We start from the raw sequence: 24988 nt of genomic DNA on the forward strand, positions 1-24988 counted from the left end.
ATGGAACAACGCCAGTGGAATGTGATGGTTACAGGTGGCGCCGGGTATGTTGGCAGCCGTCTGGTTCCGAAATTACTGGAGGTCGGGCATAAGGTCACGGTGCTGGACCTGTATCTGTTCGGCCAGGATGCACTGGCGGAAAGCCGGGGGAACCCGAACCTGCGCGAAGTGCAGGGCGACCTGCGTGATATCAAGGCCGTCAAAGATGCGCTGACCGGCTGTGATGTGGTCATTCATCTTGCCTGTATCTCGAATGACCCGTCCTTTGAGCTGGATCCGGATCTCGGCAAGTCGATCAATTTCGATGCCTTTCAGCCGCTTGTCCGTGCGGCAAAGGAAGCCGGGGTGACTCGCTTCATCTATGCGTCCTCGTCAAGCGTCTATGGCATCAAGGATGAGGATAACGTCACCGAAAACCTGTCGCTGGAGCCGCTGACTGATTACTCCAAATTCAAGGCGATGTGCGAAGATGTGCTGGAGCGCGAGCGCGAACCGGGTTTTGTTACCCTGACAATCCGTCCCGCAACAGTTTGCGGTTATGCGCCACGTCAGCGGCTGGATGTAATCGTCAATATCCTGACCAACCATGCGGTCAACAATGGCCGGATCAAGGTGTTTGGCGGGCCGCAGAAACGCCCGAACCTGCATATCGAGGACATGACCGATCTGTATCTGCTGACCCTGCAACTTCCCGACGCGCAGATCGACGGCAAGATATTCAATGCCGGCTATGAAAACCATTCGGTTACCCGTCTGGCCGAGACGGTGCGCGATACGGTCGGTGGTGGTGTCGAGATTGTGGTCGAGCCGACAGATGACCTCAGGTCCTATCATGTGTCATCGGAACTGATTGGCCGGGAACTGGGGTTCCGCCCGAAATATACCATTGAAGATGCGGTGCGCGGTCTGGTGCAGGCTTTCAGCGACGGTCGTTTGCCGGGCAGCATGGATGATCCGCGCTATTACAACATCAAGACCATGCAACAGGTGAAGCTGAAGTGATTGATCCTGCCGTCCGACTGGCGCTGCATCGTGACATGTTGCGGGTGCGGCTGATCGAAGAGGCGGTGGCTGACCGGTATCATCTCGACAATGAAATGCGCTGCCCGGTGCATCTGTCCATCGGACAGGAAGCTGTTTCGGCCGGTGTTTGTCTTGCCCTGCGACGGGATGACCAGATTGTCACCACTCATCGTGGCCATGCGCATTATCTGTCCAAGGGTGGTGATCTGAATGCCATGCTCTGTGAATTTCATGGCAAGGCACCGGGCTGTTGCGGTGGTCGTGGTGGCTCAATGCATCTGTTCGACAGTGACGCCGGTGTTCTGATGAGCGCACCGATTGTCGCCAGTTCCATACCGGTAGGTGTGGGCGCGGCGCTGGGCATGAAGCAGGCGGGCAGCGATGCTGTTGCCGTCGTTTTCCTGGGTGATGCCTCGGTTGAGGAAGGTGTCTTTCATGAGAGTGCGAATTTTGCTGCCATCCGCAAACTGCCGGTGATTTTCGTTTGCGAGAATAATCTGTTTTCCGTCTATACCCCGCTCGACCAGCGCCAGCCCGACCGTCCTCTGACCGATCTGGCAGCAGCACATGGCCTGGCCTGTATGCAGGTTGACGGCAATGACTGTGAAGCAGTCTACAACGCGACAGCGAAAGCGGCGGCAGCTGCCCGTGCCGGGGAGGGAGCGACCTTCATCCTGGCTGATACCTATCGCTGGCGGGAACATTGTGGTCCCTATTACGACAATGATCTGGGCTATCGCAGCGTCGAGGAATTTGAACGCTGGAAATCGCGAGACCCGGTTGAAATGCAACGCAGCAGACTGGCGGAAGCCGGACTTCTTCAGGCTGAGGCAGAAACCCGGCTTGCGGCGGAAATAGCAGCCGAGATCGACCGTGCTTTTGAGTTTGCCCTGAACGCGCCTTTCCCGGATGCAGAGACAGCAGGTGATCATGTCTTCGCCTGATACAGATGACGATCAGCGACTGATTACAGGTGCCGAAGCCCTGCGCGAGGCAATGGATCAGTGCATGGCCGCGGACGAGCGGGTTTTCCTGATGGGGGAAGGTGCTGCCGACCCGAAGGGCATTTTTGGCACGACATCCGGGCTGGTTGAAACCTATGGCCCGGACCGTGTGATTGAAATGCCGGTCGCCGAGAACGGGCTGACAGGGATTGCCATTGGCGCGGCCCTGATGGGGCGGCGGCCGGTGATGGTGCATCAGCGGGTTGATTTCGCCCTGCTGGCACTGGAACAGATTTTCAACAATGCGGCGAAAGCCCATTACGTCACGGCTGGCAAACATACCGTGCCGCTGGTCATTCGCATGATCATCGGACGGGGCTGGGGGCAGGGGCCGGAACATTCGCAAAGCCTGGAATCGGTCTTTGCGCATTTTCCCGGCCTCAAGGTCGTCCTGCCGTCGACACCACGCGATGCAAAGGGAATGCTGGTTGCGGCTGTCCGCGATGATAATCCGGTCGTCATGCTGGAACATCGATGGACCCATTATACGACCGGCGACGTGCCGGAGGAACTTTATGAGATCCCGCTGTCCGGGCCATCGCATGTCCGGAAAGGGAACGATGTGACCATCGTCGCAACCTCCTACATGACCTATGAAGCCCGTGCTGCCGTTGATGCGATGAAGGCGGCAGGGGTTTCCGCTGACCTGTTCGACATGCGGGTTCTGCAGCCCCTCGACCTTGCGCCGGTTGTTGAGTCTGTCCGCCGGACAGGGCGGCTGATCATGGCTGATGTGGGCTGGAAAAGCTTTGGTGCGGGGGCTGAGATTGTTGCCTCTGTCGTGGAACAGGCCTTCACTGACATGAAGGCCGCACCGGTGCGACTGGGCCTGCCGGACCATCCGACACCTTCCAGCCGTTCGCTTGTGCCGGATTTCTATCCTTATTCAGGTGACATTGTTGCTGCGACGGCCAATATTATGGGGGCTGCGGACCGGTTGGGTCCGGTCGTGGCTGCGCTGGCAGAAGCCCGTGCGCAACGTCCCATCGATGTCCCGAACCCGGACTTCAAGGGACCGTTCTAGAAGAGGACGGAGGAAGAAAGTGAATGTGATGCTGAAACATGCGCCATCGCCTAAACGTCATATGAAGGTCCGGTATTCCTATCTGCCACAGCAATTCGGCGATATCGACGACCTCTGGGACCAGTTGAAAGCCTTTGTGCCAACCGGCGATTTCACGCTGGGCGGACCGCTTGAAGAATTTGAACAGCAATTTGCGGAACTGATCGGAACCCGCCATGCCATTGGCGTGGGGTCTGGCACCGATGCCCTGAAACTGCCGCTGAAATCGCTGGGGGTCGGGCATGGCGACGAGGTGATCACCACCGCCAATACCTTCATCGCGACAGTCGGGGCCATCAACGAGATTGGTGCGAGAACAGTTTTCGTCGATTGCGACGACACGTTCTGCATGGATGTCGATCAGCTGGAAGCGGCGATTACACCGCGGACAAAGGCGATCATGCCGGTGCATTTCACCGGTTACATGACGGATATGCCAAAGCTGATGGAAATCGCCGCCCGGCATAACCTCCCCATCGTTGAGGATGCCTGTCAGGCATTGCTGGCGGATATCGGTGGCAAGCGCTCCGGTACCTGGGGGGCGGCGGGTGGTTTCTCGCTACATCCGCTGAAGAACCTGAATGTCTGGGGGGATGGCGGCGTTATCGTTACCGATAATGACGAGATGAACGCCAGTCTGCGTCTGTTGCGCAACCATGGCATGCGCAATCGCGACGAGATCGAAATCCTCGGCTACAATTCCCGTCTGGATACCTTGCAGGCTGTTGTCGGCAACTGGCTGATCGGACAGGCGGATGACATCACGGCGAAGCGGATCGCCAATGCTGCTGTCTATGACGAGGCCTTTGCCGATATAGCCGGTATCCGTATTCCGGAACGACCGGATGACCGTCGCCGGGTCTACCATCTGTATATCGTTTTCGCCGAAGAACGCGATGCGCTGTATGAGTATTGTCAGGCGGCGGGGATCGAGTGCAAGATTCACTACCCCGTGCCGCTGTACCAGCAGGATGGTCTGAAACATCTGGGCTATCTGCCTGGCGATTTCCCGGTAACGGACCGTCACACGCAGGAAATCATTACATTCCCGGTTGATCAGCATCTGTCGCGTGAGGAACTTGACCATGTGACGGCAACGGTTCGGGATTTTTATGATGAGCGCTGAGGGGCGTGATGCGCCGATTGCCTATGTCGATCTGGCCCGGCAGGCGCGTGATGAGCGGGACATGCTGCATACGGCACTGGACCGTGTGATCGATAGCGGGTTCTTTGTTGGTGGCGGACTGATCGAGGAACTGGAAGCCCGGCTGGCAGAATTCTGTGAGGTCCGGGAAGCCGTCGTTCTGGGATCCGGTACAGATGCGCTTGAACTGGGTATGCGCGCGCTGGGCATCGGACCGGGTGACGAGGTCATTACCCCGCCGAACAGCTTTGTTGCCTCCACCAGTGCCATTGTTGCCATTGGGGCGACCCCGGTGTTTGTTGATGTACAGCATGATCAGAATATTGATCCGGCATTGATCGAGGCGTCGATAACCTCACGGACGAAGGCGATCATGCCGGTGCACCTGACCGGGCGTGTGGCCGATATGGCTCCGATTCAGGCCCTGGCAAAACAGCATGGACTGATGATTGTCGAGGATGCGGCCCAGGCGATCGGATCACGTTACGATGGCCGCCTGTCGGGTGGCCTTGGGGATGTCGGTTGTTTCTCGACCCATCCGCTGAAGAACCTGAACGCCTGTGGTGATGGCGGGTTTGTCACCACTGATGACAGCGATGTTGCCACGCGGGTCCGCCAGCTTCGCAATCACGGCATGTCCGACCGTAACACGGTGGTGGAGTTTGCAACGGTTGCCCGGATGGACAGTCTCCAGGCGGCCATTCTGCTAGCCCGGCTGGATAAACTGAATGCCGTATCAGATGCGCGACGGCAGAATGCGGCGCTCTATCGTCAACTGCTCGACCCCGCACTGGTTTACGTTCCTCCCTGCCGGCCAGTTGAGCACAACACCTTCCACACCTTCGTCATTCAGGTTGATGACCGTGATGGTCTTCAGGCACATCTGAAGGCGCTGGGGATTGGTACGGCGATACATTATCCAATTCCGATCCATCTTCAGCCTGCGGCGAAGTCTCTTGGTTTTGGTCCCGGTGACTTTCCGGTCACGGAAAGTCAGGCGGAACGCATACTGACCCTGCCGGTGCACCAGTATCTGACGGACAGCGATATCCACCGGGTGGCGGATGCGGTGAACAACTATCTTTCCCGGCGGGCAGCATGAGCAATTCAACCGACATTCTTGATTACGATGCGCTGGTGCAGGAGTTCGAGGACGGACTGGTCAACAATCTGCGCCGTCATGGCGTCGGAGATGACTTTCTCGAAATGTGGGTGCCCGACCCTGACCCGGTCAAAGGCGTTCTCAACATGGCAGAGGCCGCCGAGAGTTTCGGTCTGGAACAGATATCCATGCAGGTCAGCCAGACGACGATTCCATCTGCACGCCACGACGAATTGCTGAAGGCGCTGGGGGTGATCGGCACGACGAGTATCACGACGGATCCGGGACAGTTTGTTGTCACGGTCCGGATTGGAGAGTGATATTCCGATGACCCCGGACGTCTCACCCGAAATTCTCGACTGGCTGGATGTGTATGCCAAATCCCGGCGCCATCTTGGCCTGCCCGCAGATGAAAATCTGCTGTTTTCTGAAATTGACGGTATCTCCGTCGGCTTCCGGGTCGGTGCAGACCAGACCGTCGCCGGTGCCGGATATCAGGCACCGGAAGGTTCCCCGGTTGCGGCCATGTTGGAACTGTTCTGCCGGTCGTCAATTGGTACGCCGGTACGGGACGTGGTCGAACACGGGGTGTCGCGCCTGCTGGGATATGCCCGCACGGCTGGTGCCATACCGAATGCAACGGGTGTTCTGTTGCCGTCAAATGCCGGCTACCCGTTTGATTTCCTGCAATCCCTGATGACGCAGATGATTGCCGGTGAACAGTTTGTCAGTCGCTATGACGAAGGCCGGAACGAGCATCATAAAGCGCCGGCTTCATCCTGGCTGGAACTGACGCATGAAGAGCGGATCAGTTCCGTGAAACGGGTGATTGTTCAGCACCTTACGAAAGCAGGGCAGCCGGAGGACATTGTTCAGCTGTCTGCGCTGGAGAAGGATATCGACGGATTCGAGGTCCGGGTGGTTATCGATTTCAGCTTTGGGGTCGATCCGGCCGGGAAACCGGGGATGGTCAGGTCGCTCGAACATGAACTCAAGAATACCCTCGACCGGACGCTGCAGGTCTATGTCATCGAGCGTAAGGACGAGAGCAAACTGCGTCGTCTCTGATCAGAGGCGGTGGTTCTGTTTTGATCGTGAATAGCCGGGATTGCGCCGGATGGACGCCTTCTGGCCCAGTCGGCTGGCGCAACTGGCCCAATTTGTTTTCCGGGGTTGGCGCTTGTGAGAGACAGGCCATCGGCAGAACGTTCTGATCGGGAGCGAAGTTTCGTGAAACGGAGCCGGAATTTAACGGACGTCATGAAAACTTCACAAGGTGCGGGGTAACAAGTTAGGCTGTTCTGGCTTGCGGCTTTTCGCTGCGGCTTCCGTCCGGTTCACAGGGAGACTAAACTATGACCAACGATTCCTCCATCAAGACACAGCGCGCAGCGAAGGCTTTTACGCGGCGCATGCTGATGAAGACAACCGTTGCGACCGGCGCCATTGCCGTCGCATCCCCGGCGATCGTTCGCGACGCCTTTTCATCCTCCGGCGAAATCAACATCCTGATGTGGTCGGATTACCTGCCTGAAGGTTTCGTGAAATCATTCACGAACGATACGGGTATCAAGCTTAACTTCACGGGCATCGGCTCGAACGAAGAAATCATCAACAAGATGAAAGCAACACAGGGTTCGGGTTTTGATATCTGCAGCCCGACCAACAACCGTTCGGGTCAGTGGTCAAACCTTGGTTTGTTGCAGCCGTTCGATACCAAAAAGCTGGCCAATCTTGCCAACGTAAACCCGCCGATGATTGCCATTGGTGACAACGAATGGAACTTCGGCGGCAAGGGGTCGCATTGGCTGCCGCATATCTGGGGTACGGAAGGCATTGGCTGGCGTACCGACAAATGGGCCCCGGCTGACGGTGAGCCGAGCTATGGCGATGTCTGGGACAAGGCTAATGCCGGCAAGACCATGATGCGTGCGCATTCCGGTATGCTGGGTGCTGGCCTGTACCTTGAGCGGATTGGCAAGCTGAAACCGGGTTCGGTTCTGGTTGATGCCTATCAGAGCGAAGAGAAAATGCGTCCGGTCTGGGACCAGATCACCAAGTTCTGCATTGAGAACAAGTCTAACATCAAGTTGCTGTGGGATGATGCCGACACCCAGAAGAACGGTCTTCTGAATGAAGGCGTGATCGTCGGCCAGACATGGGATGGTCCGCCGCTTGCTATGAAGACGGGCGGTGAGCCGATCACCTATCAGGCACCGAAGGAAGGTTCGATGGCCTGGGTTGACGGCATGTCCGTGCCGACCGGTGCCAAGAATATCGACCAGATCTATGCCTTCATCGATTACTGCTACAAGCCGGAACCTGCCGGTAAGGCAATCGATGATCACGGTTATAACTCGGTGGTTCTGGGCGCTGACGGCTTTGCCGGTCAGGCCTACAAGAAGAACTTCGCCGAAGCGTATCCGGGCAGCGCACTGGGTAACCTCAATCCCTGGCCTGCTGAAGGTCAGTGGTATGCAGATGTTCGCACCGAATATGTGAACAAATTCAAGACCGCCTGATTTCAGGTGATCTGACGTCCTGATCCCCTGCGCCGCCGTCGGTGCAGGGGATACAGGCCGCCACCGGGCACAGGTGGCAAATTGTAGCCAGTCAACTTCCTGAATACTCCTGAAAGCACTGTCTTTGTGCAGACGGAGTAACGGTTCCGGGGGGGAATAGTCGGAAGATTGAGACAGGCGGGTGCTGCGGGAATGCGGTGCTTCAAGGGGAAGGCGCAGGGTTCGACTGATGAGTGCAGATGTAAAACTCGATAATGTATGGGTTACCTTTGGTGACTTTGTTGCTGTCCGTGAGGCCAGCCTCACCATCAGGGGGGGAGAGTTCTTCAGTTTTCTCGGACCGTCCGGCTGCGGCAAGACCACCTTGCTGCGCACGATTTCCGGGTTTCAGGAACCGACAAAAGGGCTGGTGTCGATTGAAGGTCAGGACATGGCCGGAATCGGGCCAAACAAGCGCCCGACCGCACTGATTTTCCAGAATCTGGCCCTGTTTCCGCTGATGTCCGTGGCAGAGAACATTGCCTTCTCGCTGGAAGTCCGGGGAGTCAGCAAGGTTGAACGTCGCAAGCGTGCCGATGAACTGCTCGAACTGATCGCGCTGTCCGGTCAGGGTGACAAGAAAGTTTCCGAATTATCCGGCGGCCAGAAGCAGCGTGTGGCCATTGCCCGCGCGCTCGCCGTCGAACCAAAGGTGCTGCTGCTTGATGAACCGCTGTCTGCACTGGATCTCAAGCTGCGTCAGCATATGCGCTCTGAACTGCGGGCTATTCAGCAGCGGGTTGGTATCACCTTCATCTACATCACCCACGATCAGGGCGAGGCGCTGACCATGTCAGACCGTGTTGCGGTCATGTCTGACGGGGTGATCCAGCAGATTGGTGACAGCAAGGATATCTACGATCATCCGGAAACCGCTTTCGTTGCCTCCTTCGTCGGTGAAAACAATGCGCTGCCGGGCAAGGTGATTGAAGTAGCCGACGGTTATGCCCGTATCGAGACCGGGCTTGGAACCTTCCGGGGGCGTACCTCTGGCAATGCGGTCCTGTCTCCCGGCGAAAAGGCTTTTATTTTTATCCGGCCGGAAGCAATGCAGCTTGGCGGTGGTGATAACCGTTTCAGGGCGACTGTCCTGACCGAGGAATTTGAAGGCAATATGCGCCATATCATGTTCCGCACGGTGACGGACAAACCGCTCCGCATGTCGCTGATCAATGATGGCCGCTCGTCAACGGACATTTCAGGCATTGAGGAAGAAGTCGGCTTCGATGCCAATCTGGCGGTCGTGCTGCCGCACGGCCCGCTGGCGGCGGAATAGGCGGGGCCGGGAGATGCTTCTGGTCAATTACTTCCGCTGGTTCTTCACCAAGAACGGACTGGTTCTCGGCAGTATCCTGATGGGGGCTGTCGCCTTCTGGTGCATTGTCATGATCATCCTGCCGCAGATGTTCATGCTGGATTATTCTTTCCGGCTGAACCTGGCACCGCATGAATATGGCACGGCCAAGGATGTGCTTACGCTCGAAAACTATCACTATCTGCTTTATGGCTCGTCCGCGAATACCGACAGCTTCAACTTTCAGGATCTCGGGGTTTTCTGGCGCACCATTGTTGCCGCCCTGTTTGTGACCGCGTTCGATCTCGCGATCTGCTATCCCATCGCCTTCTATATGGCGAAGGTCGCGCAGGGCGGGTTGTCCCGGCTGCTGGTGCTGTCGCTGATCGTGCCTTACTGGGTGAACGAAATTCTCCGCGCCTTTGCCTTCCGGATCATTTTCGGGGCTTCCGGCATCATTAATGAAACCGGCATGGATCTCGGATTGTGGGACCAGCCGATTGATTTCATCCGTGCCGATATCGCGCTCTATGCCGGTCTCAGCTACGCCTATATCCTGCTGATGATCTTCCCGATCTATAATGCGATCGAGAGCCTCGATACCAATCAGCTTGAAGCGGCCCGTGATCTTGGCTCGCCCTGGTGGCGGATTCACTGGCGGGTTATCATTCCCTATGCCAAGCCGGGGATCACCTCGGGCTGTACGATGGTCTTCATGCTGACAGCCGGGGCGCTGGCTGCACCGCAAATTCTCGGCGGGCCGTCCAGCCTCTGGTTTACCCAGCGGGTCTATGAGCTGTTCAACAAGGCGATTCACTGGCCACGGGGTTCGGCCTATGCCTTTGTGCTGCTGGTTGCCTGTATCGTCATCGTGATGCTGCTGATGCGCCTCTTCAAGGTTCGCCTCGGGGAGATCGCCCGATGACGTCTCGCGGGGTAATGAAGTTCTTCTTCGGCATTTATGCACTGATGTTCTTTGGCTATCTGTTTGGTCCGCTGATCATCATGAGCATCAGTGCCTTCAACAGTTCCAGCTATCCCCGCGTGACGCCGTGGGAATGTCTGACCGGTGAATGGTTCGTAAAGCTGGCGAATGATGCCCGGCTGGTTGAAGGGCTGCAGAACAGTTTCCTGATCGGTATCTGCGTTGTGCTGGTGGCAGTGCCCCTCGGACTGGCCGGTGCGATCATGCTGACCCAGATCGGCAACCGGGTCCGGTCGTTTTATTATACCGTGGTGATCTGCCCGATCCTTGTTCCGGGGGTGGTGCTGGGGATTTCGACGCTGATTTTCTGGCGTCGTCTCGGCAATATGGTTGGCGCGGAAGACGGCTCGTTCCTGTTCAATGATATCTTCCTGACCGTGCTTGGTCAGGCGACCTTCATTTCGGCCTATTGCATGCTGGTCTTCATCGCCCGTCTGCAGCGTTTCGATCCGGTTCAGGAAGAAGCAGCCCTCGACCTCGGGGCAACCAATGTTCAGGCCTTTACCAAGGTATTGCTGCCGTTCCTCAAGCCGGCGATGGGGTCTGCCGCGGTGCTGGCTTTTCTCGCCTCGTTCGAGAACTACAACACCACCGTTTTCACCTCGCAGGCGACCTCGACCCTGACCATGGTACTGGCCAGCAAGGTGCGCTATGGCATTGATCCGTCAATCAGCGCACTGGCCGTGATCATTATCGGTCTCACACTGGCCGGGGCGATTATTTACGAAATTCTCCGCCGTCGTGAAGCCCGGATCGCAGCGCAGCGTCTGGTTGATGGGCTGGACACCGGCAAGCCGGTTCAGAAAGCCGGGTTTGGCGCGCTGCCTCAGATGGCGGGTATCATGATCCTGCTGGTGGTTGTTGCGGGTGTTGCGACGACTGTCGTGGCCTCCGGCTATAACGCGGAAGCCTGCAAGGCGGAAATCATGCAGGAGAAACTGCGAATTCAGGAAAAGTTCGCCGAGGAACAGCGTCAGTTGCGGGAAGAACGGATGAAACAGCAGCAGAATGAAGCGCCTGCTGCACCGGCTCAGCCGAAAGCTGCATCGCCGTTTGGCAATGTCTTCGATCCGAACAATCTGGGTACCCAGTCCGGCACCTCAAAACCGGAACCGGCGGCTCCGGCAAAGCCTGCGTCCCCCTTTGGTAACGTGTTCGACCCGAACAACCTGAAGAAACAGAGCGGCGACCAGTAATCCGGGATGATGCGACGGGATGCCTCGCCTCATGCTGAATGAGGAAGGACGAGCAGAGTTTCAGGTGATTTCCTGAATCAGTTCCAGCATATGCCCGATGCGGTCATGCCAGCACCACTGTTGCAGGCTGCGGCTGCCGGCAAGGCCGATTCGGATGGCTTCGGACGGATTGTCGTGAGCCTGCCGAAGCAGGACAGCGGCTGCTTCCGGATCGCTTTCCCCCCAGTCATCGACGGCGACAAAATCAGCGGTCGCCGCGGCTGATCCCTGTTCGGTCAGGGGGTAACAGTTCCCGGCAGAGATCAGGTCCAGATGCCCGGTATTGGCCGACAGGATGGCCGGCAGACCACTGGCCATGGCCTCCATCGCGACCAGGTTGGTGCCGCCTTCCGCCCGGTTGGTGAACAGGCCGACGGTTGCCCCCCGGAAGATCGTCGCCATTTCAGCATTGGTCGGTGCGCCAAGGTCGAGGAAATTGCGCGCGGGAATGCCATTGGCCGCAACCCATTCTACCAGTTGCAGACGCCGGTCATCACCCTGCCGGGGCTGGCCGGTGACATGTGCGGACGGCCAGGGTGCAGGGTCCGGCCAGTAATTGTGCCAGGCAGCGGCGAGCAGGGCATCCGGCTGATGCTCCAGCAGGCGGCGGAAGGCGGCGATAACGATATCCTGACCCTTGCGATATTCCAGCTTGCCGCCGGAGAAGACGGTGAACCGTCCGTCGAAATCCCGCGCCGGGCCGTCCGGACTGAACAGGGCAGTATCCACCCCCTGCGGGCAGGCCTGTACATGGTCAATGCCACCGGCCCGCAGAAGATCGGCATTCCACTGGCTGCCCGCCAGAATCAGCCGGTAACGTTCTGCCCGTTTGCGGACGATATCGTCAATCCGGCCATCCTCTATGAACACCATGCCGATATCCGGCTGTCCGGACAGCTTGCGGCTGACTTTCGTGGTGGTCAGTCCGTTGCCAAGGGCATGCAGCAGCGGATAGGGGCAGGTCAGTACACGGTCTGTCTCCGGCGGAATCATGGCCGTCGCCTGCTTCTGCAATTTCAGGGCGGGCGCCAGTGTGGCCATCTTTTCGGGAGGGAGGTCCAGATCCAGCGGCTCGATGAACGGGACGGGAAGAATGCCGCGCGCGGTCAGTTCCAGCGCCAGATTGGCCCCGAAAACCCCCCAGCCGGTCCGGCTCGACATCGGCCAGACGAATCCCAGTTGCCTGAATGACATGATGAATGTTAGCGCTTGTCCCTGTTTCGATTGAGAATAGGCGGATGAGCAGTACTGACACAACCGGCGAGACCGATGAAAACCTGATCCGGCTCCGCGCCGCCGAGACCGCACTGAATAACGGGCGGCTGGCAGAGGCAGAGGCGATCTGTCTCGCGCTGGAGGGGGACGACCGGCAGCGGGCAGGTGCGGCAAATATTCTGGGCGTCATCGCAAGACGCCGTGACGATCTGGAAACGGCGCTGACGCAATTCCGTCGTGCCGGTGATCTCGATAACCAGACCGCCGGGTATTTCGTTAATCAGGGCCGGACACTGATTGCCCTGAAACGGCCGCGGGAAGCGGTGGTGCCGCTGCGCCGTGCGGTGGCCTTGCGGCCGCATTCGGGGGAAGCCAACCACAATCTGGGGAACGCGCTGCGTCTGGCGGGTGATATGGGCGGCGCGCTGCGTCATTACCAGCTTGCTGCAACAGCGGAGCCGCCGCCGATACAGGCGCTGGCGGATCTCGGCACCCTGCTCATCAGTCTGGAGGAATTCGGGGCGGCAGAGCCGTGGCTGGTGGCGGCGCTGGAACGTGATCCGGACAATGTGGATGCGCTGGACGGGCTGGGCGCGGTGGAATTGCGGCAGGGCCGGGCGATTTCGGCAGAGCGTCGCCACCGCCGGGCGCTGGAGATCAGCCCGGGCAACCGCAGCTCGGCCATGAACCTCGCCATGGCGCTCCGCTATCAGGGGCTGCATGGTGAAGCGGCGGCGATCTACCGCGACCTGCTGCCCGGTCTGCCGCCTGATGACCCGGCATGGTCAAACTGGCTGTTCAGCCTGACCTTCGACGCCGATGTCACGCCGCAGGCACTCTATGAGGCGCATCGCGACTGGGGGCAGGCGATGGAAGCCGCAGCGGGGCCGGAACAGACCTTCGGGGATTATGAACCGCGGGAAGGACGGATTGTCCGGATCGGCTATATCTCCGGCGATTTCCGGGCGCATCCGGTCGCCCATTTCATTCTGCCGGTACTGGCTCACCATGATCGCAGTCAGGTGCATGTGACCTGCTACGCCAATCAGCGATCCAGCGACGACACCACCAAGCGCATCCGCCGCCGGGCGGATCAGTGGCGGTTCGTCCATGATCTCGATGATGACGCGCTGGCGAAACAGGTGCGCGACGACCGTATCGATATCCTGATCGAACTGTCGGGCCATACGGCGGGTAACCGCCTCTCAGCCATGGCCCGACGTCTGGCCCCGGTTCAGATGGCCTATATCGGCTATGCCGCGACCACCGGCCTGTCCCGTATCGATTACCGGATTACGGATGACGCCACCGACCCGCCGGGCATGGAGCGTTATTACACTGAAAAGCTGCTGCGCATCCCCGGCGGCTGCCTGACCTACCTGCCACCCGGCAACACCCCGCCGGTAAAGCAGGACAAACGGGCCGACGGACGGCCCTTCACCTATGGCTGCTTCAATAATCTCAGCAAGGTCACGGACCAGTGCCTCAATGCCTGGATCGAAATCCTCAACCGGGCGCCGGATACGAGACTGATGCTGAAAGCTCCGCAACTGGCCGACCCGGAAATGCGCGCCCGGCTGGAAGCAAAATTCACCGCCGGTGGCATCGATCCGTCACGCCTCGACCTGCTCGGCCATACCAAAACCCAGTACGAGCATTTCAACCTCTACAACCAGATCGACCTCGCCCTCGACACCTTCCCCTACAACGGCGGCACAACCACCTGCGAGGCCCTGCATATGGGCGTGCCGGTGGTAACCTACGCGGAACCGGGACGGCCGTTCAGGATGGGGGCGGGGTTGTTGGGAGGGAGGAGAGATGACAGGGGTGTTTCGGAAAGCCTGAATGATCAGATAAGTCTGGCTGCCGCCGTTGCAAAAGACACCCGACCATCTCTGAGTCAGTCCAAACCCGGACAGAATCAGGCCATTGAAAGCGCGTTACTGAATTTATAACAGCCGGCAGATACTAATAATTTCCTTCTTGGCCTCACGAACGGATGGTCTGCATACGCTGCCTCACCACCAGACAGGTCAGGTCATCATGCTGTTCCCGGCCATGGGCGAAGTCCGTGATGGCGTTCAACACCCCTTCGCCGATCTGTTCGGCGGGGACAGTGCAGTTGGCGCGTAGCCAGGCCTCCAGGCTGCCATTACCGAAGTCGTGCCCGGCGGCACTGATGCTTTCCGTGACACCGTCGGTATAGAGGAACAGGAATTCTCCCGGCTGTAATGTTACCTCATCCTCATCGTAGGTGAGACCCGCGCCGATGCCCAGCACGGTGCTGCGGCCGCCTTCCAGTTCCCGCAGATTGCCGTCATTGTCGCCGATATAGGGCAGGCAATGACCGGCATTGGCATAGGTGATGAGGTTGCTGCGGGTGTCGAGAATGCCGAGAAATGCGGTGACGAAGATACCGGGGATATCGTAGTCGGACAGCAGCCGGTCGACGGTCGCCATACAGGCGGCGGGAGAGGCGTGGGCGTCGGCGGCAGAGCGGAGCAGGGTGCGGGCAACGGCCATGTAAAAGGCGGCGGGCACACTTTTCCCGGCGACATCACCGATGGCAAAGCCGATGCGGTGATCATCCAGTTTGAAGACATCATAGAAGTCGCCGCCCATGATTTTTGCCGGTCGCATGGCGCCGTGCACTTCAATTGTGCCGTCTCGGGGGAAGCGGGTTGGCAGGATCTGTTGTTGCATCTTGGCGGCAATCTCGACCTCGCGCATCAGGGCGGAATAGTCGGAGCGTTCGCGCCAGTTGCGACGACGACGTTCGGTATCGCTCATCACACGGTCGATGGTGGCGATGGCGTCTGCGACATTCAGGGGGCGGGTCAGGAAATCAACCGCCCCTTCACGCAGGGCGGTCCGGACGGTCTCTATATCATCGCCACAGGTCAGCGCGATGCGGGGGACACGCAGGTCACGGCGTTCGACAGATCTGAACAGCCCCGGCCCGGTGATATCTCCGCCATCGATGGAGACCATGACCAGCCCGATATGATCACCGGCCTGTTCAAGAAGCGGCAGGGCCTCGGCATCTGTTGTGGCGGTCAGGATATCTGCACTCAGCCAGGGTGATAGTGCACAGGCTTCGCGCAGCAGGTCCGCTGTGCCGCCTTCGCTGTCGATCAACAGTAACTGCTTCATGGACTCCCCTCCCCAGACGAACAGGTTAGACAGGGCAGTTGCACCCGTCGATGCGTAATGGTGCGTAGTGGCGGCGTGTCACCGGGGGATCCTGAAACGAGTTCAGGATGAGGAAAACAGGGATTTGTATGTCTTTTCCCCTGTCGCTCCCCTCATCCTGAACTCGTTTCAGGATCCCCGGGCTTACAGAAAACCCTAGCCGTTAATGTCCTGAAAGAGATCTCGCCATGTCGGGTTTTGCTGTTCGATCAGGTTGAGTTTCCAGCTGCGGTGCCAGTTCTTTATCTGCTTTTCACGGGTGATGGCGTCTGTCAGCCGGTCGTGATGTTCGACAAGCACAAGCCGGTGGAGATTGTAGCGGCTGGCAAAGCCGGGGAGGTTGCCGGTCCGGTGTTCGGTCATGCGACGGGCGATGTCCCGGGTGACGCCGACATAAAGTGTCCCGTGCCGGCGGTTCGTCAGGATGTATGTCCAGGCTGATTGTATCATGCGGGGGATATGGTGGGGTCAGGTGTGTTTTGGTGTGGCACTTGATTACGGGGGATCCTGAAACGAGTTCAGGATGAGGAGGAGAGCAAAAGGAATTCAGAACTTCTGTTTCCCTCATCCTGAACTCGTTTCAGGATCCTTTCCGGAGGCCGTCGCTTCTGCCGGATTGTCACTGTCGCAATCAGGGCGTTGCAAAATTGTTGTTCCGGTCGACAATCCGGGCAACAGAGGCGGAGGGGATGGATATGGCGTTATCACCACAGGCGACAGCGGCGGGGCTGCTGTCCGGGTTTGTCGGTTTTTCTTCTTCCTTTGCCATTGTTGTGGCCGGGCTGACGGCGGTCGGGGCCAGCCAGCAGGAGGTGACATCCGGGCTGATGGCGGCGTCGCTGGCGATGGGGCTTTGCACCATTTTCCTCAGCCTGAAATACCGCCTGCCGATTTCCATTGCCTGGTCAACGCCGGGGGCAGCATTGCTGGCGACGGGGGCGGCTCCGGAAGGGGGATTCGCGGTTGCGGTCGGGGCGTTTCTGGTCTGCGGGGTGCTGATTGTACTGGCCGGGTCGGTCAAGACCCTCGGGCGCTGGGTTTCGTCGATTCCGTCACCCCTTGCCAATGCGATGCTGGCGGGTGTCCTGCTGCCGCTCTGTCTGGCACCGGTGAAGGCGGTGGGTCAGTTCCCGCTGTTCGGGCTGGCGATTGTGATTGCCTGGGCGGTGGTCGGGCGGATCAACCGGCTGCTGGCAATGCCGGCGGCGGTGGTTGTCACCATCGCAGGGATTGCGCTGACCAGTGATGTGGGGATGGCAGAGCTTGGCAATCTCTGGCCCGATCCGGTGGTTGTGGTGCCGCAGTTCACGCTGACGGGGGTGATTGGCATCGCGCTGCCGCTGTTCATCGTGACAATGGCCTCGCAGAATATTCCGGGAATGGCGGTGCTGAATGCCAATGGTTATCACCCCGACCCGAACCCGCTGTTCCGCTGGACCGGCCTGTTCTCCATCCTGGGTGCGCCTTTCGGATCACATGCGGTGAACCTTGCGGCGATCACGGCAGCACTCTGCGCTAATGAAGAGGCGCATCCGGATCCGGCAAAACGCTGGCAGGCGGCGGTTGTGGCGGGCTCGGTCTATGTGCTGTTCGGTCTTGGTGCGGGGGCGGCAACAGCCTTCATCAGTGCCTCGCCGCCTATTCTGATTGAGGCGGTGGCCGGTCTGGCCCTGCTTGGTGCACTCGGTGCGTCCCTGATGGGGGCAGTCAGTGACAGTACGCACCGGGAAGCGGCGCTGATTACTTTTCTGACCACGGCGTCGGGTGTTGCCTTCTTCGGCGTCAGTGGTGCGTTCTGGGGATTGCTGGCTGGCGGCGCGATGATGGCGCTGGGAAAGATCGGCCGGAAAAGCTGATTCTTTGCTGCGGGCTGTGAGGTCACCTGACGGGAGAGAAACAAAAGAAAAGGCCCGCCGGAAGTGCCGGCGGGCCTGAAGTGGGTCGCAAGTAAATCAGTTCAGAAGATCATCAGCGTTTGAGGCGGACGAGTTCTTCCAGCATTTCATCAGCGGTCTGAATGGTCTTCGTATTGGCAGAGAACGCCCGCTGGACCACGATCATGCGGGTGAATTCCTCGGCAATATCAACCGTCGACTGTTCGAGTGTACCGCCTTCAACCGAGCCGGAGCCACCTGTCTGCGCAGCACGCAGCAGGAAGGTGCCGGATTCAGCAGTTTCGATGAAGACGTTCCCCGACCGGCTTTCCATACCATCCGGATTGACGAAGGTCGCCAGCGGAACCTTGAAGATTGGCCGGCTGGTACCGTTGTCGAAGGTGGCATTCAGGAAGCCGGACTGATCGAAAGACAGTCCGCTGAGCGAACCGAAAGACCGGCCATCCTGTTCCACCGAGTTGGTAATGTAAGGCGAAGCTACCTGGGTGATGCCATCCGCTGAGTTTGCCGTTCCCAGATCAAGGGTGATGTTGAAGTCATCGGCAGCATTGGTCAGACCGGTGATTGCCAGCGCGGGCGGTGTTGCGGCACCTTCATAGGTGGCGGGTGTACCGTCCGTGTTGAACACAACCGTCATCGGCGTGCCGTTATAGGCCGCACCAACCGTTGCACCACCGTCATCGATGGTGACAGTGACATCCCATGTCAGGGCAGCCGTCTTTTCCCAGTTGAAGGTCAGCTGGTGCGTATCGCCAAGTGAGTCATAGACCACAACCGACGTGTTGACCGAGTTCGCGGCACCTGTTGCGGCACTTGCCGGCAGGTTCACCGAAAGACCCAGGTTGGATGTCGGGGTTGCCGTTCCCTGAAGTGAGTTGATGTTAACGGATGTCAGTTCACTGAAGGTACTTTCCGACGGTGTGCTGACGATCGTCCCGGAACTGTTGACCACGTTGCCAGCAGAGTCCGTTGGCCATGCCCGGAGATAAAATCCCGAGGTGTTTTTCAGGAAGCCATCGTCATCAGCCTTCCAGTTACCGGCCCGGGTGTAGAAATGTGTGTCAGAGGTTGCGGCGTTCGCCGTCTGTGTCGTGACGAAAAAGCCCTGACCGGAAATACCGGCATCAAGCGATGACGTTGACGAAGACAACAGACCCTGCGTCGAGATTTCACTCTGCACATTGTCCTGTACGCCACCCGGAGAATACTGGGTTCCGGATATCTGCTGAGTGACCAGTGTAGAGAAACGGCTTTCGGTCCGTTTGTAACCGATGGTGTTGGAGTTCGAGATGTTGTCGGCAATCGCGCCGAGCGCACTCGAATTGACCTGGAGGCCGGAGACTCCTGAGGTTAATGCGCCTGAAATACTCATGATTCAGCTCCTAGTGTTGTAAGGCTCTTGTCAGGAGTCGCTTATGGTTGTTTTCGGGGCCTCGACACCCAGTAGGGTCGAGGTGGAAACGAGAATGCCATTGACCGAAAGCAGTGGCTCGCCGGAGGACAGGTCGAGGCCTGTTACCTTCCCGATGGACCGGATTTCGGCAGTGAGATCCTTGCCTTCCGAGTTCTTTGCGACCACGGAAAGCTGATAGTTTCCGGGTGCTGCACCGGATCCGAAATTCTCGCTGCCATCCCAGTTAAAGGTGTGAACCCCGGCTGATGTCGCACCGTCGGTCGTGAAGACCGCCGTGCCGGAGCTGTCGAGAACCTTCAGTTCAACGGATGTGGCATCCGACGGCAGGACATAGGCCCAGTTGGCCTCGCCATCCACAAAGGGTGCTGCTGATCCGTCATACTCGATGGTGTTGCCGATGTAACCGGCGGCACCGATCTGCGTGGTTTCTTCCTGCAGCGCGATCAGGTCTTCCAGGCTTGCGCTCTGGTCGATGAGCTGCTCGACACTGGCAAATTCCACCAGCTGCTGGGTGAACTGGTTGGTATCCAGCGGTTCCAGCGGATCCTGATTCTGCAACTGGGTGGTCAGCAGGGTCAGGAAGGTATCGAAATCGTCAGTCAGCTTCAGTTTGCTGGTCTGAGCCTTGGTGCTCGCACCTGTCAGTGCATTGACGTCAACTGCGTCAACCATGGGATGTCATCCTTTCCGGGTCAGACGACCACATTGATCTGGTCATCAGACACGATGTCCTGATGTTCGGGGTGGCCGGCTTCATTCTTGTCGACGCCATCACCGTCTCCGGCTGGTCCCGACTGATTACCGGCGGTCTTCTGACCCCCGGCGCTGCCGTCATTGCCGCCTTCGCCACGCAGACTGAACTGCAGGCTACCGCCGTCGGCTTTCAGCCCGGCATCTTTCAGCGCCTGTTCGAGCGCCTTGGCATCCTGTTTCATCAGTTCCAGTGTTTCCGGTTTATCAACCTGAACCGTTGCGTTCACCCGGCCGTCATGCCCGACTTCAAGCTGCACGTCGACCCGCCCGAGATGGGCCGGCTTCAGTTGCATCTCGATCCGGTCTAGCCCCTGTGACAGGGCTTTGGAGACGTTGACCGTGACCTGCTGCATGGCCTGTTGAGCCTGTGGCGTTGCACGTTTGGCATTAGCTGTCTGTGCTGCTGCCGTGTTGGCGGTCTGGTTAATGTTGTGCAGACCGGTTGGCGCACCGGACGGGGCCGGCATACCATCCACCTTGCCCAGCGGATTGGCAGTGGTTTGTGTGGTTGAGTTGCTTGCTGCGGCAGGCTGCGCCGCATCGAACCGGGCAGCCTGATTCATCAGCGCTGTATCAAACCGTCCGGTCTGTGCAGCGGTTGCCTGTGCAGCGGGCTGGGGCAGGGGCTGTCCTGCATTCTGGCCACCAAGGCCGTTCTGGCCATTCTGTCCTGTCTGGGCATTCTGGCCGTTCTGGCCGGGCTGAAGATCAGGTTTTACCTGACCGGCCATGCCGCGCATATCGGTCGGCATCAGCTTCGCATCAGCGGGATTATCGGCAATCAGCGGTGTCCGCATGCCACCCTCGACCGGACCTTCCGTCCGGACATTCACCTGAACCTTTTCGCCGGGCTGCAGCCGCTGGGCGATATCCTGCGCCTGCTGCTGGGTTACCTGTCCGGTCTTGGCTGTGGTGTCGGGTGTGTTCGCATTGGCCGCAACTTTCGGTTCGGCCTTGCCTTTGGTCTGTGCAGCGGCTGCCTGAACAGCGGCTTCCGGTGTCGCCTGGGCATTACCGGAGATCTGTGCCGGCTGGGCTACTTTTGCCGCGGCGTCCTGCATGACTGGTGCAGCCGTTGTCTGGGCTGTCGTTGACGCCGTTGTCTCCGAGACCGGCCCGTTCTGGGCCTGCTGGGCGGCGATGATGGCAAACAGCGGAGAGGCTGAAGCGCCCTGCTGCTGTTGTCCTGCATTCTGCTGTTGCTGGCCGGCACCATTATCAGATGCAGCCTGTTTTTCATCACTTCTTGAGGTGTCATCGGACGCGTTCTGCGCCTTGTCGCTTTCTGCGGATGTGTTCGCCGCGTCATCGCGGCGCTGTTCCGGCTCAGCCAGTGGCTGGGCACTGCGTTCCGTGCTCAGTATCGAGAGTTTGGCGTCAGAATCGACGCGCACCCGGCTGAGCATGTCAGCAAAATCGAAGCCAAACGCGGCGGATTTTGACGCAGAACTGCTCTTCGCAGCCCCTGCGGCAAGCGCCGTCGGGTTGTTGGCGGTTTCCAGCGACGTTATCGTCATTGCGCAAGTCCTCGCATATTGATCCGGTAAGTCCTCTGCAATCGCCGGGCCAAGTCATGAGGATGCCGGAAATGCTGGAGTTTTGATGATTACCAACCGGGAAAAAACTGCATCTGCACCTGAATTTGCCGCCCCCGGCGGGCAGAATCTGCCGGGCGGAGTCGGGTGGTGACCACTGCGCAGCCGAGTCCGGGAGCCGGTCTGGCCGCACATCAGGCCGGTGATCTGACAACTGCGGCAAATATTTATGATGCCTGTCTGCGAAGCACGCCGGATAACCCGGACCTGCTGCATCTGCGGGGGCTGGTTTACCACCAGACCGGCGATCAGGTCGCTGCATTGAGGGCGATTGACCGGGCGCTCGCAAAGGCTCCGGGCACGCCGTTATTCCTCGGAAGCCGTGGTGTGGTGCTGTTGGCGTCAGGTGATCCCGCAGCCGCCTGTCAGGCACTTGAATCTGCCCGTCAGGGCCGCCCGGATGATCCGAAAATTCTGACCAATCTGGGACTGGCCAGGGGCCGGATGGGTGACATTGATGCAGCCCGTGCCTGTCACGATCAGGCGCTGACGCGGGACCCGAACTGTGTTGATGCCCTGATTAACCGGGGCAACCTGCGGGAGCGACTGGATGATATTGACGGTGCTGTTGAAGACCTCACGGCAGCGCATGAACTTGCTCCGGATAATGCGGACATCCTGAATAATCTCGGCTTTGCCTGCCTGTCCGGTAACCGGATAGGGGAAGCCCGGCGGGCGCTGACGTCTGCTCTGACACTGTCTCCCGCGCATGTGGAGGCAGCCGTCAATCTGTCCCATCTTGATTTGCTGACCGGTGATTTCGTCAGGGGCTGGCGTGGTTATGAAGCGCGTCGTCAGCGCGCAGGCTGGCATGTGGCATCACCGGCTTGTCCGGAATGGCAGGGTGAGGACATCAGCGGCAGAACTGTGCTGGTGGTCTGTGAACAGGGGTATGGCGATGTGATCCAGTTTGCCCGTCACGCTCTTGATCTGCTGGACCGGGGTGCCAGTGTTGACCTGTATGCGGATGCCTGCATTGCCGATCTGCTGACCACGGTGCCCGGCGTCGGGAAAGTCGTCAGCGATGTTTCCGGCGAGGACTGGGATTATTGGGTGCCGGCGATGAGCCTGCCCTTCCGGCTGGGGCTGGATGCCCCGCCGGGCATTGCTGCTGCCTATCTTACGGCACCCCGGACTGTTGTTACGCTGACACGAGGGGCAGGCTTCTGTCATCGGGGTAATCCCCGTCATCGCAATGATGCCCGGCGCAGCCTGCCAGCGGATATGGCGGCCAGCTTTCTGAAAGGACGGGATGAAGCTTTTGTCTCGCTGAACCGTGATAATGCGCCGGATAACAGCGCGTCGCCGGAGGGAATGAAGGGGCGGACTGATATTGAAGACTTCACTGATCTTGCCCGTATCATAGCAGGCCTTGATCTGGTGATTTCTGTGGATACGGCTGTGGCGCATCTGGCTGGTGCGCTTGGAAGACCCTGCTGGCTGCTGCTGCCCTTCTCACCGGACTGGCGTTGGGGGCTGGATGGCGAAGTAACGTCGCTTTATCCGGAAATGCGCCTGTTCCGCCAGCCCCTGCCCGGTGACTGGAGCAGTGTGCTGTCGCGGATTGCCGCTGAACTGGACAAACGCTCATGACTGCGACGGCCAGCCAACTGGCAAACGCAATAACGCTGCTGAACGATGGTCATCCGGAATCTGCGGAAACGGCTGCACTGGCGATACTGAAGGCGGAACCGTCAAACGGGGCAGCCTGTTTCGTGGCGGGCGTTGCTGCTCAGGCGCAGGGTCGCCGGTCAACGGCGGGCGAACGCTATGAACAGGCAATCGCGCTGGGTCATGAGGATGCAGATGTCTGGCGACGTCTGGGTGCCTGCCGCGCACATCTCGGTGATTTTGAGGGCGCTCGGGAGGCGCTGACCTTTGCCGGTGACCGGGCACCGGGGGATGCCCGGATATTGAACAACCTTGCAGTCATCAATATCCGGCTCGGATTCTCCCGTGAAGCTGTGAAGAATTGCCGGCAGGCACTGAAAACTGAACCAAATTACCCGGCAGCCCTGAACAATCTTGGTATCGCGTTGCAGTATGAAGGGGAGATGGCAGAGGCAGAAGCCCTGCATCGCCGGGCCATCAGCCTGAAACCGGAACTTGCCGATGCCTGGGCCAATCTGGGGGTCTCCCTGCGGGCTCAGTCCCGGTATGGCGAGGCGATTGCGGCCTTCCGTAAATCCGTGGCCCTGCAACCCGGCAATCCCTCACTCTACAGTAATCTCCTGCTTTGCCTGCATTATGATCCGTCACAGACGGCGGAGACGATCTGGCAGGAACACCGCATTTTTGGCAACCGCTTCGGTGCAGGTCTGCAAGATGGCGAAGCACCAAAGTCTCCGTCTGTACAGGTCTCCCGCAATACGGATTTCGGGCGCCCGTTGCGGATTGGCTATATCTCGCCGGACCTGCGGTCGCATTCCGTCGCCTTTTTTCTGGAACCTGTTCTGAAAGCTCATGATTCGGAACGGGTGGATGTGACCTGCTACAGTGATGTTGCCGCACCGGACGGGGTGACCGCTCGTCTTCAGCAGGCCTCCGCGGGATGGCGCGATCTTCGCGGTCTCGACGATGCGGCGGTTGCGCGGGTGGTTCGTGAGGACGGTATTGATGTGCTGATTGATCTGGCCGGTCATACAGCCGGTAACCGGCTGGCGGTCTTCGGTCAGCGTGCTGCCCCCGTACAGGTGACATGGCTTGGCTATCCCGGCACTACCGGGCTGGCGGAAATGGATTACCGGCTGACCGATGCGGTTGCTGATCCGGTTGATGATCATCATTCGGAACGGCTGGTTCGCCTTCCGGCGGGTTTCCATTGTTATGGACCGCCACAGGATGCACCTGCGCCTGCCCGTCAACCCGACCGTCCGCCAACCTTCGGATCGTTCAACAACCTGTCGAAGGTGACGCCGGATGTCATTCGTCACTGGTCACGGCTGACCGCCTCTGTCTCCGGTGCCCGCCTGTTGCTGAAATCACGCTCACTGGCTGACCCGAAAGTACAGGAACAGATGCGGGAACTGGCGGTGGCAGGCGGATTGTCGCCCGCGCGTCTTGTCCTTGTGGGCCATGTTCCGGACCTGGCAGCGCATCTGGCTCTTTATGGTGATGTTGATGTTGCGCTTGATCCCTATCCCTATGCCGGGACCACAACAACCTGCGAGGCGCTGTGGATGGGGGTGCCGGTTGTGACCCTGCGTGGTGACTGTCATGCCGGACGTGTCGGGGCCAGCCTGCTGACGACCACCCGGCTGGAACACTGGATCACGGATGATGTCGCAGGTTATGACCGGGTTGCGGCTGATCTGATCTCAAACCCGGAGAGGCTGGATCACTGGCGTGAGATGCTGCGTCCGCAGATCGCGGCCAGTCCGCTTTGTGATGCCGCGGGATTCAGCCTGTCGCTTGAATCGGCATATCATCAGATGTGGCGGGTAAAGCAGGGAATGCATTAACCTGAACGCAAGGCGAACAGGATAGTTTGATTGCAGACAGACCACAGTTACG

Annotated in this window: 21 protein-coding genes; 15 read left to right on the forward strand and 6 right to left on the reverse strand. The window is 59.1% G+C overall.

All coding sequences use genetic code 11. The annotated features are described in order from the left end of the window. The 11 genes from GH722_12715 (at position 1) to GH722_12765 (ending at position 11372) form a co-directional block, all read left to right on the forward strand. Positions 1–1002, forward strand: a complete 1002-nt coding sequence (locus tag GH722_12715) for an NAD-dependent epimerase/dehydratase family protein (protein ID MRG72623.1) — start codon at positions 1–3, stop codon at positions 1000–1002. A 35-nt stretch (positions 1003–1037) separates the two neighbouring features. Continuing rightward, a complete protein-coding gene (locus GH722_12720) occupies positions 1038–1967 on the forward strand; it encodes a thiamine pyrophosphate-dependent dehydrogenase E1 component subunit alpha (GenBank protein MRG72624.1) in 930 nt (309 codons plus the stop codon). Further along, entirely contained in the window at positions 1954–3051 is a 1098-nt protein-coding gene (locus GH722_12725; GenBank protein ID MRG72625.1) for an alpha-ketoacid dehydrogenase subunit beta, read from the forward strand. Before GH722_12720 ends, GH722_12725 begins: the two co-directional genes overlap by 14 nt. A 61-nt stretch (positions 3052–3112) precedes the next feature. Further along, on the forward strand, positions 3113–4216 hold the full coding sequence (locus GH722_12730; GenBank protein MRG72626.1) for an aminotransferase class V-fold PLP-dependent enzyme: 1104 nt from the start codon (positions 3113–3115) through the stop codon (positions 4214–4216). After that, positions 4206–5336, forward strand: coding sequence for an aminotransferase class V-fold PLP-dependent enzyme (locus GH722_12735; protein ID MRG72627.1), 1131 nt, complete (start codon positions 4206–4208; stop codon positions 5334–5336). The genes GH722_12730 and GH722_12735 overlap by 11 nt, the downstream gene beginning before the upstream one ends. After that, positions 5333–5656, forward strand: coding sequence for a hypothetical protein (locus GH722_12740; protein MRG72628.1), 324 nt, complete (start codon positions 5333–5335; stop codon positions 5654–5656). The genes GH722_12735 and GH722_12740 overlap by 4 nt, the downstream gene beginning before the upstream one ends. 7 nt (positions 5657–5663) lie before the next feature. Further along, positions 5664–6404 carry a hypothetical protein gene (locus GH722_12745; GenBank protein MRG72629.1) on the forward strand — a complete coding sequence of 247 codons (741 nt, stop codon included), beginning with the start codon at positions 5664–5666 and terminating at the stop codon, positions 6402–6404. A 287-nt stretch (positions 6405–6691) separates the two neighbouring features. Then, positions 6692–7858, forward strand: coding sequence for an extracellular solute-binding protein (locus tag GH722_12750; GenBank protein MRG72630.1), 1167 nt, complete (start codon positions 6692–6694; stop codon positions 7856–7858). Between the two features lie 229 nt (positions 7859–8087). Next, positions 8088–9173, forward strand: a complete 1086-nt coding sequence (locus GH722_12755; GenBank protein MRG72631.1) for an ATP-binding cassette domain-containing protein — start codon at positions 8088–8090, stop codon at positions 9171–9173. A gap of 19 nt (positions 9174–9192) precedes the next feature. Continuing rightward, complete coding sequence (locus tag GH722_12760; protein ID MRG72632.1) at positions 9193–10116, forward strand: ABC transporter permease subunit; 924 nt, start codon at positions 9193–9195, stop codon at positions 10114–10116. Then, a complete protein-coding gene (locus GH722_12765) occupies positions 10113–11372 on the forward strand; it encodes an ABC transporter permease subunit (protein ID MRG72633.1) in 1260 nt (419 codons plus the stop codon). Before GH722_12760 ends, GH722_12765 begins: the two co-directional genes overlap by 4 nt. Positions 11373–11432: 60 nt before the next feature. Here GH722_12765 and GH722_12770 read toward each other — a convergent pair whose 3' ends face one another. Next, complete coding sequence (locus GH722_12770; GenBank protein ID MRG72634.1) at positions 11433–12605, reverse strand: glycosyltransferase; 1173 nt, start codon at positions 12603–12605, stop codon at positions 11433–11435. A 5-nt stretch (positions 12606–12610) separates the two neighbouring features. On the opposite strand from GH722_12770, the gene GH722_12775 reads away from it, so the two are divergent. Next, on the forward strand, positions 12611–14581 hold the full coding sequence (locus GH722_12775) for a tetratricopeptide repeat protein (GenBank protein MRG72635.1): 1971 nt from the start codon (positions 12611–12613) through the stop codon (positions 14579–14581). A gap of 34 nt (positions 14582–14615) precedes the next feature. On the opposite strand, the gene GH722_12780 is transcribed toward GH722_12775, so the two are convergent. Together GH722_12780 and GH722_12785 are read right to left on the reverse strand one after the other, a co-directional pair. Next, positions 14616–15779: a SpoIIE family protein phosphatase gene (locus GH722_12780; GenBank protein MRG72636.1), complete on the reverse strand. Its 1164-nt coding sequence runs from the start codon at positions 15777–15779 to the stop codon at positions 14616–14618. 195 nt (positions 15780–15974) lie between these two features. Continuing rightward, on the reverse strand, positions 15975–16268 hold the full coding sequence (locus GH722_12785; GenBank protein ID MRG72637.1) for a GIY-YIG nuclease family protein: 294 nt from the start codon (positions 16266–16268) through the stop codon (positions 15975–15977). Positions 16269–16507: 239 nt separating this feature from the next. Between GH722_12785 and benE the strand changes: the two genes are divergently transcribed. Continuing rightward, entirely contained in the window at positions 16508–17674 is a 1167-nt protein-coding gene (benE, locus tag GH722_12790) for a benzoate/H(+) symporter BenE family transporter (protein MRG72638.1), read from the forward strand. A gap of 112 nt (positions 17675–17786) precedes the next feature. On the opposite strand, the gene flgE is transcribed toward benE, so the two are convergent. The 3 genes from flgE to GH722_12805 are packed head-to-tail and all read right to left on the reverse strand — an operon-like array spanning position 17787 to position 21397. Further along, complete coding sequence (gene flgE, locus GH722_12795) at positions 17787–19085, reverse strand: flagellar hook protein FlgE (GenBank protein ID MRG72639.1); 1299 nt, start codon at positions 19083–19085, stop codon at positions 17787–17789. A 30-nt stretch (positions 19086–19115) separates the two neighbouring features. Further along, entirely contained in the window at positions 19116–19799 is a 684-nt protein-coding gene (locus tag GH722_12800) for a flagellar hook capping protein (GenBank protein MRG72640.1), read from the reverse strand. 20 nt (positions 19800–19819) lie between these two features. Further along, the gene (locus GH722_12805) at positions 19820–21397 is read right to left on the reverse strand and encodes a hypothetical protein (GenBank protein MRG72641.1); all 1578 of its coding nucleotides are present in this window, start codon (positions 21395–21397) and stop codon (positions 19820–19822) included. Between the two features lie 168 nt (positions 21398–21565). On the opposite strand from GH722_12805, the gene GH722_12810 reads away from it, so the two are divergent. Beyond that, positions 21566–23068: a tetratricopeptide repeat protein gene (locus GH722_12810; protein MRG72642.1), complete on the forward strand. Its 1503-nt coding sequence runs from the start codon at positions 21566–21568 to the stop codon at positions 23066–23068. After that, positions 23065–24936, forward strand: coding sequence for a tetratricopeptide repeat protein (locus GH722_12815; protein ID MRG72643.1), 1872 nt, complete (start codon positions 23065–23067; stop codon positions 24934–24936). The genes GH722_12810 and GH722_12815 overlap by 4 nt, the downstream gene beginning before the upstream one ends. Positions 24937–24988 lie beyond the last annotated feature (52 nt).

This window comes from Alphaproteobacteria bacterium HT1-32, assembly GCA_009649675.1.
In the GTDB taxonomy this organism is placed as follows: domain Bacteria; phylum Pseudomonadota; class Alphaproteobacteria; order Rhodospirillales; family HT1-32; genus HT1-32.

Bases quoted from the DNA above. Each gene is read 5' to 3' on its own strand.
- benE (MRG72638.1), top strand. From the start codon at position 16,508: ATGGATATGGCGTTATCACCACAGGCGACAGCGGCGGGGCTGCTGTCC.
- GH722_12765 (MRG72633.1), top strand. From the start codon at position 10,113: ATGACGTCTCGCGGGGTAATGAAGTTCTTCTTCGGCATTTATGCACTG.
- GH722_12755 (MRG72631.1), top strand. From the start codon at position 8,088: ATGAGTGCAGATGTAAAACTCGATAATGTATGGGTTACCTTTGGTGAC.
- GH722_12745 (MRG72629.1), top strand. From the start codon at position 5,664: ATGACCCCGGACGTCTCACCCGAAATTCTCGACTGGCTGGATGTGTAT.
- GH722_12785 (MRG72637.1), bottom strand. From the start codon at position 16,268: ATGATACAATCAGCCTGGACATACATCCTGACGAACCGCCGGCACGGG.
- GH722_12730 (MRG72626.1), top strand. From the start codon at position 3,113: ATGAAGGTCCGGTATTCCTATCTGCCACAGCAATTCGGCGATATCGAC.
- GH722_12775 (MRG72635.1), top strand. From the start codon at position 12,611: ATGTTAGCGCTTGTCCCTGTTTCGATTGAGAATAGGCGGATGAGCAGT.
- GH722_12750 (MRG72630.1), top strand. From the start codon at position 6,692: ATGACCAACGATTCCTCCATCAAGACACAGCGCGCAGCGAAGGCTTTT.
- GH722_12780 (MRG72636.1), bottom strand. From the start codon at position 15,779: ATGAAGCAGTTACTGTTGATCGACAGCGAAGGCGGCACAGCGGACCTG.
- GH722_12715 (MRG72623.1), top strand. From the start codon at position 1: ATGGAACAACGCCAGTGGAATGTGATGGTTACAGGTGGCGCCGGGTAT.
- flgE (MRG72639.1), bottom strand. From the start codon at position 19,085: ATGAGTATTTCAGGCGCATTAACCTCAGGAGTCTCCGGCCTCCAGGTC.
- GH722_12740 (MRG72628.1), top strand. From the start codon at position 5,333: ATGAGCAATTCAACCGACATTCTTGATTACGATGCGCTGGTGCAGGAG.
- GH722_12815 (MRG72643.1), top strand. From the start codon at position 23,065: ATGACTGCGACGGCCAGCCAACTGGCAAACGCAATAACGCTGCTGAAC.
- GH722_12735 (MRG72627.1), top strand. From the start codon at position 4,206: ATGAGCGCTGAGGGGCGTGATGCGCCGATTGCCTATGTCGATCTGGCC.
- GH722_12720 (MRG72624.1), top strand. From the start codon at position 1,038: ATGTTGCGGGTGCGGCTGATCGAAGAGGCGGTGGCTGACCGGTATCAT.
- GH722_12770 (MRG72634.1), bottom strand. From the start codon at position 12,605: ATGTCATTCAGGCAACTGGGATTCGTCTGGCCGATGTCGAGCCGGACC.
- GH722_12805 (MRG72641.1), bottom strand. From the start codon at position 21,397: ATGACGATAACGTCGCTGGAAACCGCCAACAACCCGACGGCGCTTGCC.
- GH722_12725 (MRG72625.1), top strand. From the start codon at position 1,954: ATGTCTTCGCCTGATACAGATGACGATCAGCGACTGATTACAGGTGCC.
- GH722_12800 (MRG72640.1), bottom strand. From the start codon at position 19,799: ATGGTTGACGCAGTTGACGTCAATGCACTGACAGGTGCGAGCACCAAG.